The 14,877-nt window shown below is 75.0% G+C and carries 16 protein-coding genes; 10 read left to right on the top strand and 6 right to left on the bottom strand.

All coding sequences use genetic code 11. From position 1 onward, the window contains the following. The first annotated feature begins 84 nt into the window (after positions 1–84). The 3 genes from ACZ2G1_RS09455 to ACZ2G1_RS09445 are packed head-to-tail and all read left to right on the top strand — an operon-like array spanning position 85 to position 2,422. Positions 85–1,272 (top strand): LLM class flavin-dependent oxidoreductase, encoded by a 1,188-nt coding sequence (locus ACZ2G1_RS09455; RefSeq protein ID WP_470376617.1) that lies wholly within the window; start codon positions 85–87, stop codon positions 1,270–1,272. After that, positions 1,269–1,964 carry a CE1759 family FMN reductase gene (locus ACZ2G1_RS09450; protein WP_470376616.1) on the top strand — a complete coding sequence of 232 codons (696 nt, stop codon included), beginning with the start codon at positions 1,269–1,271 and terminating at the stop codon, positions 1,962–1,964. The genes ACZ2G1_RS09455 and ACZ2G1_RS09450 overlap by 4 nt, the downstream gene beginning before the upstream one ends. Further along, positions 1,961–2,422, top strand: a complete 462-nt coding sequence (locus ACZ2G1_RS09445) for a MarR family winged helix-turn-helix transcriptional regulator (protein ID WP_470376615.1) — start codon at positions 1,961–1,963, stop codon at positions 2,420–2,422. Before ACZ2G1_RS09450 ends, ACZ2G1_RS09445 begins: the two co-directional genes overlap by 4 nt. Positions 2,423–2,453: 31 nt before the next feature. Here ACZ2G1_RS09445 and ACZ2G1_RS09440 read toward each other — a convergent pair whose 3' ends face one another. The 4 genes from ACZ2G1_RS09440 to ACZ2G1_RS09425 form a co-directional block, all read right to left on the bottom strand. Continuing rightward, positions 2,454–2,957 carry a hypothetical protein gene (locus ACZ2G1_RS09440; RefSeq protein ID WP_470376614.1) on the bottom strand — a complete coding sequence of 168 codons (504 nt, stop codon included), beginning with the start codon at positions 2,955–2,957 and terminating at the stop codon, positions 2,454–2,456. 143 nt (positions 2,958–3,100) lie between these two features. After that, positions 3,101–4,258 carry an acetate/propionate family kinase gene (locus tag ACZ2G1_RS09435; protein WP_017832997.1) on the bottom strand — a complete coding sequence of 386 codons (1,158 nt, stop codon included), beginning with the start codon at positions 4,256–4,258 and terminating at the stop codon, positions 3,101–3,103. 73 nt (positions 4,259–4,331) lie between these two features. Further along, a complete protein-coding gene (gene pta, locus ACZ2G1_RS09430; protein ID WP_470376613.1) occupies positions 4,332–6,425 on the bottom strand; it encodes a phosphate acetyltransferase in 2,094 nt (697 codons plus the stop codon). 81 nt (positions 6,426–6,506) lie between these two features. Continuing rightward, positions 6,507–6,764, bottom strand: coding sequence for a metal-sensitive transcriptional regulator (locus ACZ2G1_RS09425; protein ID WP_017832999.1), 258 nt, complete (start codon positions 6,762–6,764; stop codon positions 6,507–6,509). 122 nt (positions 6,765–6,886) lie between these two features. On the opposite strand from ACZ2G1_RS09425, the gene ACZ2G1_RS09420 reads away from it, so the two are divergent. The 6 genes from ACZ2G1_RS09420 to ACZ2G1_RS09395 all read left to right on the top strand — a co-directional run bounded on the left by ACZ2G1_RS09420 (position 6,887) and on the right by ACZ2G1_RS09395 (position 11,106). Continuing rightward, positions 6,887–7,456 carry a rhodanese-like domain-containing protein gene (locus tag ACZ2G1_RS09420; protein ID WP_035925495.1) on the top strand — a complete coding sequence of 190 codons (570 nt, stop codon included), beginning with the start codon at positions 6,887–6,889 and terminating at the stop codon, positions 7,454–7,456. An 89-nt stretch (positions 7,457–7,545) separates the two neighbouring features. Beyond that, positions 7,546–7,863 carry a thiamine-binding protein gene (locus ACZ2G1_RS09415; RefSeq protein ID WP_017833001.1) on the top strand — a complete coding sequence of 106 codons (318 nt, stop codon included), beginning with the start codon at positions 7,546–7,548 and terminating at the stop codon, positions 7,861–7,863. Beyond that, entirely contained in the window at positions 7,860–8,402 is a 543-nt protein-coding gene (locus ACZ2G1_RS09410; protein ID WP_470377720.1) for a GNAT family N-acetyltransferase, read from the top strand. The genes ACZ2G1_RS09415 and ACZ2G1_RS09410 overlap by 4 nt, the downstream gene beginning before the upstream one ends. Continuing rightward, entirely contained in the window at positions 8,399–9,298 is a 900-nt protein-coding gene (locus ACZ2G1_RS09405) for a spermidine synthase (protein WP_017833003.1), read from the top strand. Before ACZ2G1_RS09410 ends, ACZ2G1_RS09405 begins: the two co-directional genes overlap by 4 nt. Continuing rightward, complete coding sequence (locus tag ACZ2G1_RS09400; protein ID WP_470376612.1) at positions 9,288–10,187, top strand: macrolide 2'-phosphotransferase; 900 nt, start codon at positions 9,288–9,290, stop codon at positions 10,185–10,187. The genes ACZ2G1_RS09405 and ACZ2G1_RS09400 overlap by 11 nt, the downstream gene beginning before the upstream one ends. Before the next feature lie 43 nt (positions 10,188–10,230). Further along, positions 10,231–11,106, top strand: coding sequence for a helix-turn-helix domain-containing protein (locus tag ACZ2G1_RS09395; protein ID WP_095649856.1), 876 nt, complete (start codon positions 10,231–10,233; stop codon positions 11,104–11,106). Positions 11,107–11,258: 152 nt separating this feature from the next. Here the strand turns inward: ACZ2G1_RS09395 and ACZ2G1_RS09390 are convergent, their stop codons facing one another. Beyond that, complete coding sequence (locus ACZ2G1_RS09390; RefSeq protein WP_081994315.1) at positions 11,259–12,194, bottom strand: alpha/beta fold hydrolase; 936 nt, start codon at positions 12,192–12,194, stop codon at positions 11,259–11,261. Beyond that, positions 12,191–13,738 carry a flavin-containing monooxygenase gene (locus tag ACZ2G1_RS09385; RefSeq protein WP_136341835.1) on the bottom strand — a complete coding sequence of 516 codons (1,548 nt, stop codon included), beginning with the start codon at positions 13,736–13,738 and terminating at the stop codon, positions 12,191–12,193. The genes ACZ2G1_RS09390 and ACZ2G1_RS09385 overlap by 4 nt, the downstream gene beginning before the upstream one ends. A gap of 69 nt (positions 13,739–13,807) precedes the next feature. Here ACZ2G1_RS09385 and ACZ2G1_RS09380 point away from each other — a divergent pair, with 69 nt between their 5' ends. Further along, positions 13,808–14,833, top strand: a complete 1,026-nt coding sequence (locus tag ACZ2G1_RS09380) for an AraC family transcriptional regulator (protein ID WP_470376611.1) — start codon at positions 13,808–13,810, stop codon at positions 14,831–14,833. Positions 14,834–14,877: the final 44 nt, after the last annotated feature.

The raw sequence follows: 14,877 nt of genomic DNA, 5'->3' as shown, positions 1-14,877 counted from the left end.
GCGCCGCTTGACGGTAGTAGTTCAAATTTGAAAGAAATGGGGCGGGCCGTCCGGCCGGACACCGCCGCGGAGCAGGAGGACCACATGCAGTTCGGCATCTTCACCATCGGGGACGTCACCGAGGACCCCACCACGGGACGCACCCCCACCGAGCACGAGCGGATCAAGGCCACCGTCGAGATCGCGAAGAAGGCGGAGGAGGTGGGCCTGGACGTCTTCGCCACAGGCCAGCACCACAACCCGCCGTTCGTGGCGCCGGCGAACCCGCCCGTCCTGCTGGCGAGCATCGCGGCGCAGACCGAGCGGCTGCAGCTGTCCACGGCCACCACCCTGATCACCACCACCGACCCGGTGCGCATCGCGGAGGACTACGCCTACCTGCAGCACCTGACCGACGGCCGCGTGGACCTCACCATGGGGCGGGGCAACACCGGCCCGGTCTATCCGTGGTTCGGCCAGGACATCCGCCAGGGCATCCCGCTGGCGATCGAGCACTACAGCCTGCTCCACCGGCTGTGGCGGGAGGACGTGGTCAACTGGCAGGGCCGGTTCCGCGGCGCCCTGCAGGGCTTCACCTCGACCCCGCGCCCGCTCGACGGCGTGGCCCCCTTCGTGTGGCACGGCTCGATCCGCTCCCCCGAGATCCCGGAGCAGGCCGCCTACTACGGCGACGGGTTCTTCCACAACAACATCTTCTGGCCCGCCGAGCACACCCGGCGGATGGTGGAGTTCTACCGGACCCGCTTCGAGCACTACGGCCACGGCTCGGCCGACCAGGCGATCGTGGGCCTCGGCGGCCAGGTGTTCATGCGCCGGAACTCCCAGGACGCCGTGCGGGAGTTCCGCCCCTACTTCGACAACGCCCCCGTCTACGGGCACGGGCCGTCCCTGGAGGACTTCACCACGCAGACGCCGCTGACCGTGGGCTCCCCGCAGCAGGTCATCGAGAAGACCCTCGGGTTCCGCGACTACGCGGGCGACTACCAGCGCCAGCTGTTCCTGATGGACCACGCCGGTCTGCCGCTCAAGACCGTCCTGGAGCAGCTCGACCTGCTGGGCGAGGAGGTCGTGCCGGTGCTGCGCAAGGAGTTCGCCGCGCTCAAGCCCGCCCACGTGCCGGAGGCCCCGACCCACGCCTCCCTGCTGGAACGCCACCGCGCCGGCCAGGACCCGGTGCCCGGCGGCGCCGAGGACTCGCCCGCCGGGCGGGCCCGGGCCACGCAGGCCGCGGAGCCGACCGCGGGGCGGACCACGGAGAAGGCCCACCGATGAGCGCCCGGAACATCACCACGACGACGACGCCGGACCCCGCCGCGGCGCGCCCGCTCACCGTGGCCGTGGTGTCGGCGGGGATGTCCGACGCGTCCTCCACCTCGCTGCTGGCCGACCGGCTCGCCGAGGCCGCCCGGGACGGACTGGCCGGGACGCCGGTGCGGATCGAGCGCGTGGACCTGCGCCCGCTGGCCCACGCCGTCGCCGACCACCTGCTCACCGGGTTCCCCGGTCCGGAGCTGCGGACCGCCCTGGACACGGTCGCCGGGGCGGACGCCCTGATCGCGGCCACCCCGACGTACAAGGCCTCCTACTCGGGGCTGTTCAAGTCCTTCTTCGACCTCGTCGACGACGCCGCGCTGGAGGACGTGCCCGTGCTGGTGGCCGCGACCGGGGGCACGGCACGCCACTCCCTGATGCTCGACACCGCCATGCGCCCCCTGTTCACCCACCTCAAGGCGCTGGTGCTGCCCCTGGGGGTCTACGCCGCCACCGAGGACTGGGCCGGCGGATCGCTCGAGTCGCGCATCCGGCGGGCCGGCGCGCAGCTGGCGCGCTCGATCGCGGCGGGAGCGCAGCCGGCCGGACGGGCGGCCGGCGAGGTCCCGGCGGGCGCGGCCGGGTCCGAGCGGGGCGGCGGGTTCGAAGGGGTCCCCGACTTCGCGGACCTGCTCGCCCGGGCCGGCCGGTGACCGGCCGCCCGGCGGCCGCGCCGGAGCCCGCGGCCCGCCCGTGGGACGTGTGGCAGCTGTTCTTCGAGACCACCGCCCGGCTGACCACGGAGATCGAGGCGCGGCTCAAGGAGCACGGCTGCTCGCTCATGGACTACCAGGTGCTCCTGCTGCTGCGCAACGCCGAGGACCACCGGCTGCGGATGGGGGAGCTGGCCCAGCGGCTGGTCTTCTCCCCGAGCCGGCTCAGCTACCAGATCGGCGTGCTGGAGAAGCGCGGCTGGGTGCGGCGCCGGCGCTGCGCCGAGGACGCGCGCGGCCTCGAGGCCGAGCTCACGGAGGAGGGGCTGCGCGCCTTCCGGCGCCTGCGGCCCGCCCACGCCCGCGACGTCGAGGATCTGTTCCTCCGTGCGCTCGAGGGCGACGACGCCGACCGGCTGGCCGCCGTCATGGACCGGCTGGCCCGCCGGCTGGCCTGAGGACGGGGCTGCGGCGTCCCGGTCCGCGAGCTCAGCGCAGCGCCGCCCGCACGCCCGGCCGGGCGGCCACCACGAGCCAGGCCACGTCCACGGCGGCCTTGAGCGCGCCCGTCACGAGTCCGATCGACGTGCCCGCCGGGACCACGAGCAGCAGCACGGCGTTGGCCACGGTGGTCAGGAGCGCCATGGACGCGAGGACGATGCCGAGGATCCACGCCCACTGCCGCTGCTCGCGCAGCGGGAAGTACACCAGGGCGTAGAGCCCGGCGGTGAACCCGAGGCCGAACAGGAGCGAGATGGTGAGGACGACCGTCCCGAACGCCCCTGCGGGCAGGCCGGTGTACTGCTCGGGCGCCGCCAGGTACCCCACCGCGCTGCCGAGGACCGCGACCACGAAGGACGCCACGGTGAGCCGGAGCAGCAGCCGCAGATCGGCCGTCACCGGCGGCCGGGGCGGGCGGGCCTTCGCGTAGGGAGGAGCGCCGGGCGGCGGCGGGCCGCCGTGGCCCCGGGGCTGGTGGGGCTGCTGGGACATCGTCGGTGCCTCCTGACGCACGGGCCTGACACGGGGAGGGCCCTGCGCAGGGCCCAGCACCGAACCTATCCGCTGGAATCGCATTCGCGAACACCCGGCTGCCCCATGGCCCGGGTGCGGCGGAGCGTGACGCCCGGATCCGCTCAGGCGGGGGAGGTCCCGGCCGCAACGAGCGCCGCGGTCGCCGCCGCGATCGCCTGCTCCTCGTCGGTGGGCACCACGAGGACCTCCAGTGCGGATCCCGGCGCGGAGATCCGGCGGACCTCCCGCGAGCGGGCGGCGTTGGCGTCGTCGTCGAGCACGACCCCGAGGGCGCCCAGCCGCCCGCAGACGCGGGCGCGGAAGGCCGAGGCGTTCTCCCCGATCCCGGCCGTGAAGACCAGCGCCTGCGCGCCGTCCACGGCCACGTGGTAGCCGCCCACGTACTTCGCCAGGCGGTGGGCGGCCATCTCCAGGGCCAGCTCGGCGCGCTCGTCGCCGCGGTCGGCGGCCTCCTGGACGGCGCGCATGTCGTGGTCGCCGGCGATCGCCCGCAGACCGGACTCCTTGTTGAGCACGGCGTCGAGCCGCTCGGGGGTCATCCCGGGGTCCCGGCGCAGGACGGCCGTGACCACGGACGGGTCCAGGTCCCCGGTGCGGGTGCCCATCACCAGGCCCGCCAGGGGGGTGTAGCCCATCGACGTGTCGTAGGAGGCGCCGTCCTTGACCGCCGTCACCGACGCGCCGTTGCCGAGGTGCGCCACCACGCAGCTGAACCGTTCGCGCGGGACGCCCAGGAACTGCGCCGCCTGACCCGTCACCCAGTCGTGGGACGTGCCGTGGAACCCGTAGCGGCGGATCCCCCACCGCTCGTAGAACTCCTCGGGTACGGCGTAGCGCCACACGTGCTCGGGCATGGTGCGGTGGAACGCGGTGTCGAACACGCAGATCTGCGGCAGGTGCGGCCACGTCTTCTGGACGGCCCGCAGGCCCAGGACGGCGGCGGGGTTGTGCAGGGGAGCCAGCGGGACCAGCCGCTCGATGTCGCGGATGATCTCGTTGGTCGCGAGCACCGGCGCGGAGAAGCGCTCGCCGCCGTGGACCACGCGGTGGCCCGCGGCGTCGATCGTGCGCCCCTCCAGCTCGGCCTCGAGCCGCTCCGCGAGCAGCTCGAGCGCCTGCGTGTGGTCCGCGATCCGCGAGCTGCCGATGTTCTCGATCAGCCCGGAGGCCAGCACCGTCCCGCCGTCCGCACCGGCCTCGAGCTCCCGGACCTGGTACTTGAGCGAGGACGAGCCGCAGTTGACGACGAGCACGAGCATGGAGGACTCCCTGGGGCTGTGGCGACGGGCGTGGGGATGGGGACGGGGACGGTGCGAGCGGTGGGCCGGTGGGTCACATGCCCTGCGCCTGGATCGCGGTGATCGCGACCGTGTTGACGATGTCGTCCACGGTGCACCCGCGCGAGAGGTCGTTGACGGGCTTGCGCAGCCCCTGCAGCACCGGGCCCACGGCCACGGCGCCGGCCGACTGCTGGACGGCCTTGTAGGTGTTGTTGCCGGTGTTGAGGTCCGGGAAGACGAACACGGTCGCCCGGCCGGCCACGGCGGAACCGGGCAGCTTGGAGGCCGCGATCGAGGCGTCCACCGCGGCGTCGTACTGGATGGGGCCCTCCACCTCGAGCCCCGGGTCCGCGCCGCGCACGATCTCGGTGGCCGTCCGGACCTTGTCCACGTCCTCGCCGGAGCCGGACCCGCCGGTCGAGTAGGACAGCATCGCCACCCTGGGCTCCACCCCGAACTGGCGGGCGGTGCGGGCGGAGACGAGCGCGATGTCCGCGAGCTGCTGGGCGTCCGGGTTGGGGTTCACGGCGCAGTCGCCGTAGACCAGGACGCGGTCCTCGAGGAGCATGAAGAACACGGAGGAGACGATCTTCACGCCCTCGGAGGTCTTCACGAACTCCAGGGCGGGGCGGATCGTGTTGGCGGTGGTGTGCGCGGCGCCGGAGACCATGCCGTCCACGTCCCCCATCTGCACCATCATGGTGCCGAAGTAGGAGCCGTCGAGCATCCGCTCCAGTGCCGTCTCCGGCTGCACGCCCTTGTGGGCGCGCAGCCGCACGTACTCCCCGGCGTACTTCTCGCGCAGCGCGTCGTCGTGCTCGAAGTCCACGAGGGTCAGCCCGTCCTCGGCGAAGTCGAGGTTGATGCCCTCCGTCTGGCACAGCTGGGCGATCCGCCCGGGGTCGCCCAGGACCGTGAGGTCGCAGAAGTTGCGGCGGTGGATCATCTCGGCGGCCCGCAGGATGCGGGGGTCCTCGCCCTCGGGCAGCACGATGTTCTTCCGGTCCGCCCGGGCCGTCTCGACGAGCTCGTGCAGGAAGCGCAGGGGCGTGCGCTTGGCCGGGCGCGGCAGGTCGAGCCGGCTCACGAGCTCCTCGCCGTCCACCCGCCGGGCCCACTCGCCGAGCGCGGCCGCGACCTTGCGCGGGTGCGCCCCGGAGAGGGTGCCCCGGGTCCGGGACACCTCCCGGGCGGCCCGGTAGGTGTCCAGCCCGGTGGTCAGCACGGGGAACGGCGCCGCGGCGGTGAGCTCCCGGATCCGCCCCTCGGTCTCGAAGCCGCCCGTGAGCAGCATCCCGGAGGGGACGGGCAGGGCGGGGGAGAGGGCGGAGGCCAGGGACGCGACGACGATGTCGGAGCGGTCCCCCGGCGTGATGACGAAGTCGCCGTCGGCGAGCTGCTCGAGGTAGTGGCCCACGGTCATCGCGGCGATCTTCACGCCCTTGACGTCCCGGTCCAGGGAGACCGCGGACGGGCCGTCCCCGAACCCGTGCCGGTCCCGCAGCTCGGCGACGGTCGGCGCGGCCACCGCCTCGTTCTCGGCGATGACGTACACGGGCAGACCCCGCACGCCGCGGGCGGCGTTGTGCTCGATCTGCTCCACCCAGTCGGGGCGGGCGCGGTTGACGATGACCGCGAAGATGTCGCACCGCACCTGGTTCAGCTCGGCCCGGGTGACCTCGACCGCGTTGAGCACGTCCTCGGGGCTCTCGGACTCGTCGGCGCCGATCACGGCCAGCACGGAGGCGCCCAGGTTGTTGGCCATCCGGGCGTTCATGTCGAACTCGGCGGTGGCCGCGTTGTGCGCCAGGAGGTCGGTGCCGTCCACCACGATCACGTCGCAGTGCCGGGCCATCTCGCCGTAGACGGTCACGGCCATCGCGTCGAGCTCGTCGTGGTCCCCCGCGGCGAGCAGCTCCCGGGTGCGCGCCAGGGAGATGCCGCCGCGGCAGCGCTCGTCCGGGAGGTCGAAGTTGCGCTTCATCAGCTGCACCATCGGGTCCTCCGCCGGGGTCTCCCCGAGGTGGACGGGCCGGAAGTAGCCCAGGCGGTCCGTCTTGCGGAACAGCGAGTCGGCCAGGCCGAGGGCCACGAGCGACTTGCCGGACTGCGGCGTCATGGCGCTGACGTAGATGCCTTGGGTCATGGTGGCGGGGTCCTCCGACGGTCGGGCTGGGTCCGTGCCCAGTCTAGGGCCCACCCGCCGGAGGGCCGGGTGCGGGGCCGCTCAGGCCAGGGAGAGGAACATCTTCTCCAGCTCGGCCTTGTCGAGGCTCGGGTCCTCCGAGCGCAGGCACTGGTCCAGGCCCGTGGCGATGATGGAGAAGCCGGCCTTGTCGAGGGCGCGGGAGACCGCGGAGAGCTGCGTCACCACGTCCTTGCACTCGCGGCTCTCCTCGAGCATGCGGATGACGGCGCCGAGTTGGCCCTGGGCCCGCTTGAGCCGGTTGATGGTGGGGGTGAGGTCCTGGGGGTCGAGTTGCACGGGGCGCTCCTGGGTGTGGTGGTTGCTCCGACGATTCTATACCCCCTGGGGGATCTTGCATACCCAGGGGGGTATAGTGCATCATGGAGTCACACCCACCGTCACCCGGAAGGAACTGCCGCATGACCTCGAAAGTCGCCCCCGCCGAGCTGAAGTCCTGGATCGAGTCCGGAGAGGAGGTCGCCGTCCTCGACGTGCGCTCCGCCGCCGAGTTCGCCGCCGAGCACATCGACGGCGCCTACAACGTCCCCGTCGACCTCGTGGCCGACCACGCGCAGGACATCGCCGCGGCCCTCGGCGGCAAGGTCGCCCTGATCTGCCGCTCCGGCGCCCGGGCCACCCGCGCCCAGGACATCCTCTCCTCGGCCGGCACCGAGAACACCTACGTCGTCGACGGCACCGTCGACGACTTCGAGAAGGCCGGCGGCGCGGTCGTCCGCGGCGCCTCGACCTGGGCCATGGACCGTCAGGTCCGCATGGTCGCCGGCTCGCTCGTGCTGGCGAGCGTGGTGGGCGGGCAGCTGGTCTCCCCGAAGCTGCGCGCCGTCGCCGCGGGCGTCGGCGGCGGACTCGCGTACTCCGCGCTGTCCAACACCTGCGCCATGGCCAACGTGCTCTCGAAGATGCCCTGGAACCAGGGTGCCAAGGATCCCTCCAAGGACGCCGTGCTGGAGCAGCTCACCGCCCAGTGATCCGCCCAGTGATCCGCCGGGTCGACCCCGCGGACTGATCCGCCGGCCCCGGGGTTCACCCGGACGCCGCCGGGTGGGAGGATGGGGGCATGCTGGTTGCCTTCTCCGTCTCCCCGTCCGGCGGCGAGAACCCGAGCGGTTCCGTCCACGACGCCGTCGCCGCCGCCGTCCGCGTGGTCCGCGAGTCCGGACTGCCGCACGAGACCGACGCCATGTTCACCACGATCGAGGGCGAGTGGGACGAGGTCATGGACGTCGTCAAGCGCGCCACCGAGGCCGTGGGCCGCTACGGGCCCCGGGTCTCGCTCGTGCTCAAGGCCGACATCCGCCCCGGCCACACCGGTGAGCTGCAGGGCAAGGTCGAACGCCTCGAGGCCGCGATCCAGCGGCAGGCCATAGAGTCCTGAGCGCTGCCCCCGCGGCGGTCCGCCTGCGGACCGCAGGACCGTCCGACGCCGGGGCCTGGTCCGCCCTGCACCTGCGCTGCCTCGACGAGACCTACCGTCCGCTCTTCGGGGACGCCTTCGCCGACCGGCAGCAGGCCGCGGCCGAGCGCACCGCCGGCTACGACCTCGCCCTCCTCGCGGACCCGCACGCGCGCACCCTCCTCGCGGTCGACGACGACGGGGCCGCCCTCGGGCTGGTCTCCGCCGGCCCGGCCCCCGCCGCGTGGGAGGGGCGGGCCGGGGTGCCCGCCCCGCTCGTCCCGCTGCAGCTGTTCCAGCTCTACGTGCTGCGGGCCGCCCACGGCACGGGCCTCGGCGCCGCCCTGCAGGAGGCCGCGATCGGCTCCGCGGACGCGTACCTGTGGATCATGGACGGCAACGCCCGCGCGGAGCGCTTCTACGCCAGGCACGGCTTCCGGGCCCTGGCCGAGTCCTTCCCCGCCGGCGGGCCCTGGACCGGGCAGCGCATGCACCGCATGCTGCGGACGGGGACCGCGTGAGCCGGGCGTCCCGCCGCTCGCGCACGGCGCCGGCGCCCGCCGGGCCCACCGGCCCCGCGGCCGGGAGCTACGAGATCTCGACCGGCACCGCCGAGCTCGTCCCGGACGCCTACGCCCCCGGCTCCTGGGTGCTGCACGTCAACGGCGTCCCCTCCTCCCACGTGGACCCGGAGCACCCCGAGCGGCTGGACTTCGAGTACATGCGCTGGATCGCCGCGGTCGTGGACGCCCACCTCGCCGCCCACCCGGATCCGGAGCGGCTGCGGGTGCTGCACCTCGGCGGCGGCGCCTGCTCGCTCGCCCGCTACCTCGCCCACGCGCACCCGGCCGCGCGGCAGGTCGTCGTCGAGCTCGACGGGCGGCTCGCCGAGCTGGTCCGGGAGTGGTTCGACCTCCCGCGCGCCCCCCTGCTGCGGATCCGGGTGGGGGAGGCCCGCGCCGTCACGGAGTCGCTGAGCCCGGCCACCCGGGACGTCGTGGTCCGCGACGTCTTCGCCGGGGCCGTGACCCCCGAGCCGCTCACCACGGTGGAGTTCGCCCGGCACGTGCGGCGCGTCCTGGCCCCCGGCGGGCTGTACGTGCTCAACTGCGGCGACACCCGGGACCTCGCCGGGGCGCGCGCCGAGCTCGCCGCGCTGTCCGAGGTGTTCGAGCACGTCGCCGCCGTGGCGGACCCGGCGATGCTCAAGGGCCGCCGCTACGGCAACATCGTGCTGGCCGCCTCCTCCGCCCCGCTGCCGCTGGAGGGCTCGCCCGGGGCGGCCGCGCTCGGCCGGGAGCTGCTCGGCGGCGCGGTGCCCGCCCAGTACAAGGACGAGGCGTGGGTGCGCTCCTTCGTGGGCGGCACCCCGCCGCGCCACGACCCCGTCGCCGAGGGGGCGCGCGATGGCGCCTGAGCCCGCGACCGAGCAGGACGTGCGCGGCCTCGCCCGGCGGCACGGCCTGGACCTGGAACCGGGGACCGTCCGGTTCGAGGAGGCGGGTCTGGACTACCGGGTGGCGTTCGCCGCCGCCTCCGGGAGCGGCGAGCAGTGGGTGCTGCGGATCCCGCGCCGCCCCGACGTCGCGGCGAAGGTGGCCGACGAGCTGCGGATCCTGGACTTCGTGCGCCCGCGGCTCCCGGTCGCCGTGCCGGACTGGCGGATCGCGGGGCCGGAGCTCGTCGCCTATCCGCTGCTGCCCGGCCGGCCCGGTCTCACCCTCGACGCCGCGGGGCAGCCGGTCTGGCACTACGACACCGCCTCCCCGGAGCACGCCCGGTCCCTGGCGGAGGTCGTCGCGTCCCTCCACCGCCTCGACCCCGCCGCCGCCGCGGCGGCGGGGGTCTCCGCCGAGACCCCCGAGCAGGTGCGCCGGCGGTGGGCGGCCGACCTCGAGCGGGTGCTCGGGGAGTTCGACGTCGCCGCGGAGCTCGCGGCCCGGTGGCGGGCCTGGCTCGACGACGACGGGCTGTGGCCGCGCCGCACCGTCCTCACGCACGGCGAGCTCTATCCCGCCCACCTGCTGCTCGACGACAGCAGCCGCATCCTGTCCGTCCTGGACTGGACGACGGCCGGCGTCGGCGACCCGGCCCTGGACCTCATGTACCAGCACCTCATCGCCCCGCCCGAGTCCTTCGCGGCGACCGTCCGCGCCTACGAGGAGCTCACCGGCCGCCACGAACCCCGCCTCGCCGACCGCTGCGAGGCCCTCGTGGCCGCAGGACCCCTCAACTACGCCCTCTTCGCCCTGGCGTCCGGGGAACCGGGCCACCGCGAGGCCGCCGCCGCGCAGCTGCGTCCCTGAGGTCCCCACGCTCCACCGTCCGGCCGCGCCCTATCCTGGCGGGATGGACAACCGCACCGAGGTCCGCGACTTCCTCGTCTCGCGCCGGGCCAAGCTCACCCCGGCCCAGGCCGGTCTGCCGGCCGGGGGCAACCGCCGGGTGCCGGGGCTGCGCCGCTCCGAGGTGGCGGCCCTGGCCGGGGTGAGCGTGGAGTACTACGCCAAGCTCGAGCGCGGGGCGGTCGCCGGGGCCTCGGCCTCGGTGCTGGAGGCGGTCGCCGCCGCCCTGCGCCTGGACGAGACCGAGCGGGCGCACCTGCTCGACCTGGCGCGGGCGGCCGACGGCGTGTCCGCCGCACGGCGCCCGCGCCGCCGGGCGTCGCGGCAGGCGAGCTCCCGGCCGGGGCTGCAGTGGGCGCTGGAGGCGATCACCGGCGGGGTGGCGTTCGTGCGGAACCAGCACCAGGACCTGCTGGCCACCAACGCCCTGGGGCGCGCCTTCTACGCCCCGCTGCTCGGGGACGGCGGACGCACCCCCAACCTGGCCCGGTTCCAGTTCCTGGATCCGGCCTCCCGGGAGTTCTACCCGGACTGGGAGGTGTTCGCGAGCATGTGCGTGGCGATCATGCGCGCCGAGGCCGGCCGCGACCCGCACGACCGGGCGATGCAGGACCTGGTCGGGGAGCTGTCCACCCGCAGCGAGACCTTCCGCACCCTGTGGGCCGCCCACGACGTGCGCACCCACGGCACCGGCACCAAGCGCTTCCGCCACCCGGTGGTGGGGGAGCTGACGCTGGCCTACGAGGAGCTGGCCGTCACCGCCGAGCCCGGGCAGGTCCTCATGATCTACACCGCCGAACCGGGCTCGCCCTCGGCCGAGCGGCTCCGGCTGCTCGGATCCTGGGCGGCCGACCGGCACGCCGCCGTCCCCGAGCGCTGATCCGCGGCTGCGGCGCCCACCCGTCGTCGCGCCCCTGTCGGTCGAGGGGTCGCCATCGGCGAGAACATGCCGCGCTGAACGTCGGAACGCGACCCGCCGCGTGTGCTGGGCGCGGAGGCGACCCCGCGGCGGCGTTCCGGTGGGCTCGGGGATCAGCGGGAGGCGCGCGAGGCCTCGACCGACGCCACGAACTCCCGGGCCAGCTCCACCAGCTCCTGGGTGCGCTCGATCTGCGGCATGTGCCCGGTGTCCGGGAAGACGTGCAGCCGGGCGCCGGGCAGGGCGGCGGCCGCGGCCTCGGCGTGGTGGGCCGGCAGCACGGCGTCGGCCTCGCCCCACACCACGAGCACGGGCAGGCCCGTTGCCCGCACCTTCTCCAGCAGGGCCCTCCGCCAGCCGGGCAGGACGCCGATCACCGGCAGCCCGATGCTCCGGTAGGTGCCCAGGAACGTGGCCCGGAAGTCCGGCTGGGCGCCCACCCGCGCCGCGTGCCGCAGCAGCTCCGGGGTGGCCAGGGCCGGGTCGAAGAAGCAGTTCTGGTTCGACCGCACCGCGGCGGCCCGCGCCAGCGGCCGGAACCGGCGGCCCACCACGGGCAGCCGGGACAGCCCCGCCCACACCATGGGCAGGGGGGAGACGTTGGCCTCCCGGCCGAACCCGGCGCTGTTGGCGAGCAGCAGCCCCGCGACCCGCCCGGGATGCTCGGCGGCCACGGTCATGGCCACGGCGCCGCCCAGGGAGTTGCCCATGAGGTGCACCGGCCGCTGCTCGCCGAGCGCGTCGAGCACGCCGACCACGGCGCGGGCGAACGTCCCGAGCCCCGGCCGGTCCGCGCCGGCGGGGGTGAGCCCGAAGCCGGGGAGGTCCATGCTCAGCACGCAGTGGTCCCGCGCCAGCAGGTCGTGGGCGGCCGACCAGTCCTCGAGGCTCCGGCCGATGCCGTGCAGCAGCACGACCGGCGGCGCCTGCGCGGGCCCGGAGCGGCGGATGCGCACGGGCCGGCCGGCGACCTCCACCGTCGTCGTCGTGGCCTCCGGGGTGCCGGCGGGGGAGTCTGCGGCGGGGACGGGCGCGTGTCGGTCGGTCATGCGTGGGTCTCCTGCGGGCGGGCGCCGCGGCGGGCCGCGGTGCGGGGGATCAGGTCGAGGGTGCGGGACAGCGGGGTGCGCAGGGTGGTCGCGGAGTCCAGCAGGTAGTTCTGCCGCACCCGCCACGGGTGCCGGTCGCCCTGGCGCGGGAAGGCGCCGATCGCGCGCCGGACGTAGCCGGAGCTGAGGTCCAGCAGCGGCTGCTCGGCCATGCCCCGGGGGGCGCGCGGCACCACGGCCCCGGCGTCGTGGCGCTCCAGGTGCCGCAGCACCCTGCACACCAGCCGGTGGGTGAGGTCCGCGCGCAGGGTCCAGGACGCGTTGGTGTAGCCGATGCACAGCGCGAAGTTCGGCACGCCGGTCAGCATCGCCCCGTTCCACACGAACTGCTCGGCGAGCTCCACCGGCGTCCCGTCCACGGTCAGGACGATCCCGCCGAAGGGGAGCAGCCGCAGACCCGTGGCGGTGACCACGAGGTCGGCCTCGAGGACCCGGCCCCCGCTCAGCCGGACCCCTTCGGGCACGAACGTGTCGATCGTGCCGGTGACCACCTCGGCCCGCCCCCGCTTCAGCGCCTTGAACAGGTCCGCGTCCGGAACGGCGCACAACCGCTGGTCCCAGGGGTCGTAGGACGGGGTGAAGTGCTCGGCCACGAGCTCCTCGGAGCCGAGGATGCGCGCGGCCCGGGATGTGAAGAACGCCCGGGCCGCGGCCGGGCGGCGGCGGCAGAACTGGTACACGGCCATGCTGAACAGGATGTTCTTGGCGCGGATGACCCGGTGGGCGAGCCCCGCGGGCAGGAGCCGGCGCAGCGCGTCGGCCCGCCGGTCCCGGCCGGGCACTGCGCTGATCCACGTGGGGGAGCGCTGCAGCATGGTCACGCCCGCGGCGGTCCGTGCCATGGCCGGCACGAGGGTCACGGCGGTGGCGCCGCTGCCGACCACCAGCACGCGCCGGCCCGTCCAGTCCAGGTCCTCGGGCCAGAACTGCGGGTGCACCACCCGGCCGCCGAAGTCCTCCAGGCCGGGCAGCGCGGCGTCGTGGCCGCGGTCGTAGTCGTAGTAGCCGGCGCACGAGTACAGGAACGAGCACGTCATGCTGCGCCGGTGGACGGCACCGTCCTCGTCCCGCACCTCGAGGCCCAGGCTCCAGCGCTGCTCGGCGCCGGACCAGTCGGCCGAGACCACCCGGGTGCGGAGGCGGAGGTGCCGGTCGATGCCGAACTGCTCCGCCGTCTCGTGGATGTACGCGAGGATCGACGGGCCGTCCGCGAGCGCCTGCGGGTCCCGCCACGGCTTGAAGGAGTAGCCGAGCGTGAACATGTCCGAGTCGGAGCGCACGCCCGGGTAGCGGAACAGGTCCCAGGTCCCGCCGAGGTCGTCCCGGGCCTCCAGCACGGCGTAGGACAGCTCGGGGCGCTCGGTCTGCAGGCGGTAGGCCGCGCCGATGCCGGACAGGCCGGCTCCGACGACGACGACGTCCCGGTGGTCGGTGCCGCCGGGGATCTCGCGGGGCGGCTCGCTGGCGGTGGAAGGTGCTCGCATGCTTCCAGGATCGCCCGGCGCGCCCGCCAGGACTTGACGCTGCGCGACGATTGCTTGACCCTGGGCGACATGACGGTCATCCGGTCCGCAGGTCTGCGCGGCTTCCGCGCCGCGGTCGCGGAGCTTGGCGGGAACGCCGAGGCCCTGGCCGACGCCGCCGGCCTGCCCCGGTCGGCCCTGGACACCGACGACCTCCTGGTCCCCGAGCGGGCCGTCGCGCGGGTGCTGGAGACCGCCGCCCGGGAGCTGGACTGCCCCGACCTGGGGCTGCGGGTCGCCGCCCGGCAGGACCCGGGCGTGCTCGGCCCGCTCGCGCTCGCCGCCCGCCACTCGGAGACGGTGCGCGACGCCCTCGAGTGCACTTCCCGCTACCTCTTCGTCCACGCCCCGTCCCTCGAGCTGGCGCTGGTGCCGGACCCCTACGGGGCCCGCGGGGTGACGGCGGTGCGCTACGGCGGCTCCGCCGCGACCGCCCGGGACCCCGGGCGCGGCAGCCCGCAGGGCACCGACCTGGGCCTGGGCCTGCTGCACCGGGCCCTGAGCTCCCTGGTGGGGGGCCGCTACGGGCTGCGCACGGTCGAGCTGGCCCACCGGCCGGCGGCGCCGCTGCGGGTCTACGAGGAGTTCTTCGGGGCACCCGTGCGCACCGGCCGCCCCGACGTCCTCCTGCGGATCCCCACCAGCACGCTCGCCCGCCCGCTGCACGGGGACGCCGGGGTCCGGCAGGTGGCGCTCGCCTTCCTCGACACCCAGCTCCCCGGGCCCGGCTCCGCGTGGGCGCCCCGGGTCCGGGGCGTGCTCGTGCAGCTGCTCGGCACCGCGGCCCCGGAGATCGAGGCCGTGGCCCGGGTGCTGGACCTGCACCCCCGCACCCTGCAGCGCCGGCTCGCCGAGGAGGGCACCACCTTCGGCGCCGTGCTCGACGAGGCCCGGCGCAGCGCCGCCCTGCGCTGGCTCACCACCACCGACGTCCCCCTCGGCCAGATCGCCGGGCTCGTGGGGCTCTCGGAGTCCTCGGCCCTCACCCGGTGCGCCCGCCGCTGGTGGGGCGCCCCGCCGCGGGACGTCCGCCGCCGGGGCGTTCCCGCCGGCTGACGGTGTCGCCGCGCGTCAACTTCCTGTCGCGGTGGGTCAAGCGG

This window comes from Kocuria sp. KKT182, from assembly GCF_055635395.1.
Note: the sequence above shows the minus strand (reverse complement) of the source record. Positions and strands in the feature narration are given on the sequence as shown.

Excerpts from the sequence above, each read along its gene's own strand:
- ACZ2G1_RS09455 (WP_470376617.1), top strand. The coding sequence starts at position 85 with ATGCAGTTCGGCATCTTCACCATCGGGGACGTCACCGAGGACCCCACC.
- ACZ2G1_RS09390 (WP_081994315.1), bottom strand. The coding sequence starts at position 12,194 with ATGACCGACCGACACGCGCCCGTCCCCGCCGCAGACTCCCCCGCCGGC.
- ACZ2G1_RS09415 (WP_017833001.1), top strand. The coding sequence starts at position 7,546 with ATGCTGGTTGCCTTCTCCGTCTCCCCGTCCGGCGGCGAGAACCCGAGC.
- ACZ2G1_RS09385 (WP_136341835.1), bottom strand. The coding sequence starts at position 13,738 with ATGCGAGCACCTTCCACCGCCAGCGAGCCGCCCCGCGAGATCCCCGGC.
- ACZ2G1_RS09380 (WP_470376611.1), top strand. The coding sequence starts at position 13,808 with ATGACGGTCATCCGGTCCGCAGGTCTGCGCGGCTTCCGCGCCGCGGTC.
- ACZ2G1_RS09395 (WP_095649856.1), top strand. The coding sequence starts at position 10,231 with ATGGACAACCGCACCGAGGTCCGCGACTTCCTCGTCTCGCGCCGGGCC.
- ACZ2G1_RS09420 (WP_035925495.1), top strand. The coding sequence starts at position 6,887 with ATGACCTCGAAAGTCGCCCCCGCCGAGCTGAAGTCCTGGATCGAGTCC.
- pta (WP_470376613.1), bottom strand. The coding sequence starts at position 6,425 with ATGACCCAAGGCATCTACGTCAGCGCCATGACGCCGCAGTCCGGCAAG.
- ACZ2G1_RS09450 (WP_470376616.1), top strand. The coding sequence starts at position 1,269 with ATGAGCGCCCGGAACATCACCACGACGACGACGCCGGACCCCGCCGCG.
- ACZ2G1_RS09400 (WP_470376612.1), top strand. The coding sequence starts at position 9,288 with ATGGCGCCTGAGCCCGCGACCGAGCAGGACGTGCGCGGCCTCGCCCGG.
- ACZ2G1_RS09435 (WP_017832997.1), bottom strand. The coding sequence starts at position 4,258 with ATGCTCGTGCTCGTCGTCAACTGCGGCTCGTCCTCGCTCAAGTACCAG.
- ACZ2G1_RS09440 (WP_470376614.1), bottom strand. The coding sequence starts at position 2,957 with ATGTCCCAGCAGCCCCACCAGCCCCGGGGCCACGGCGGCCCGCCGCCG.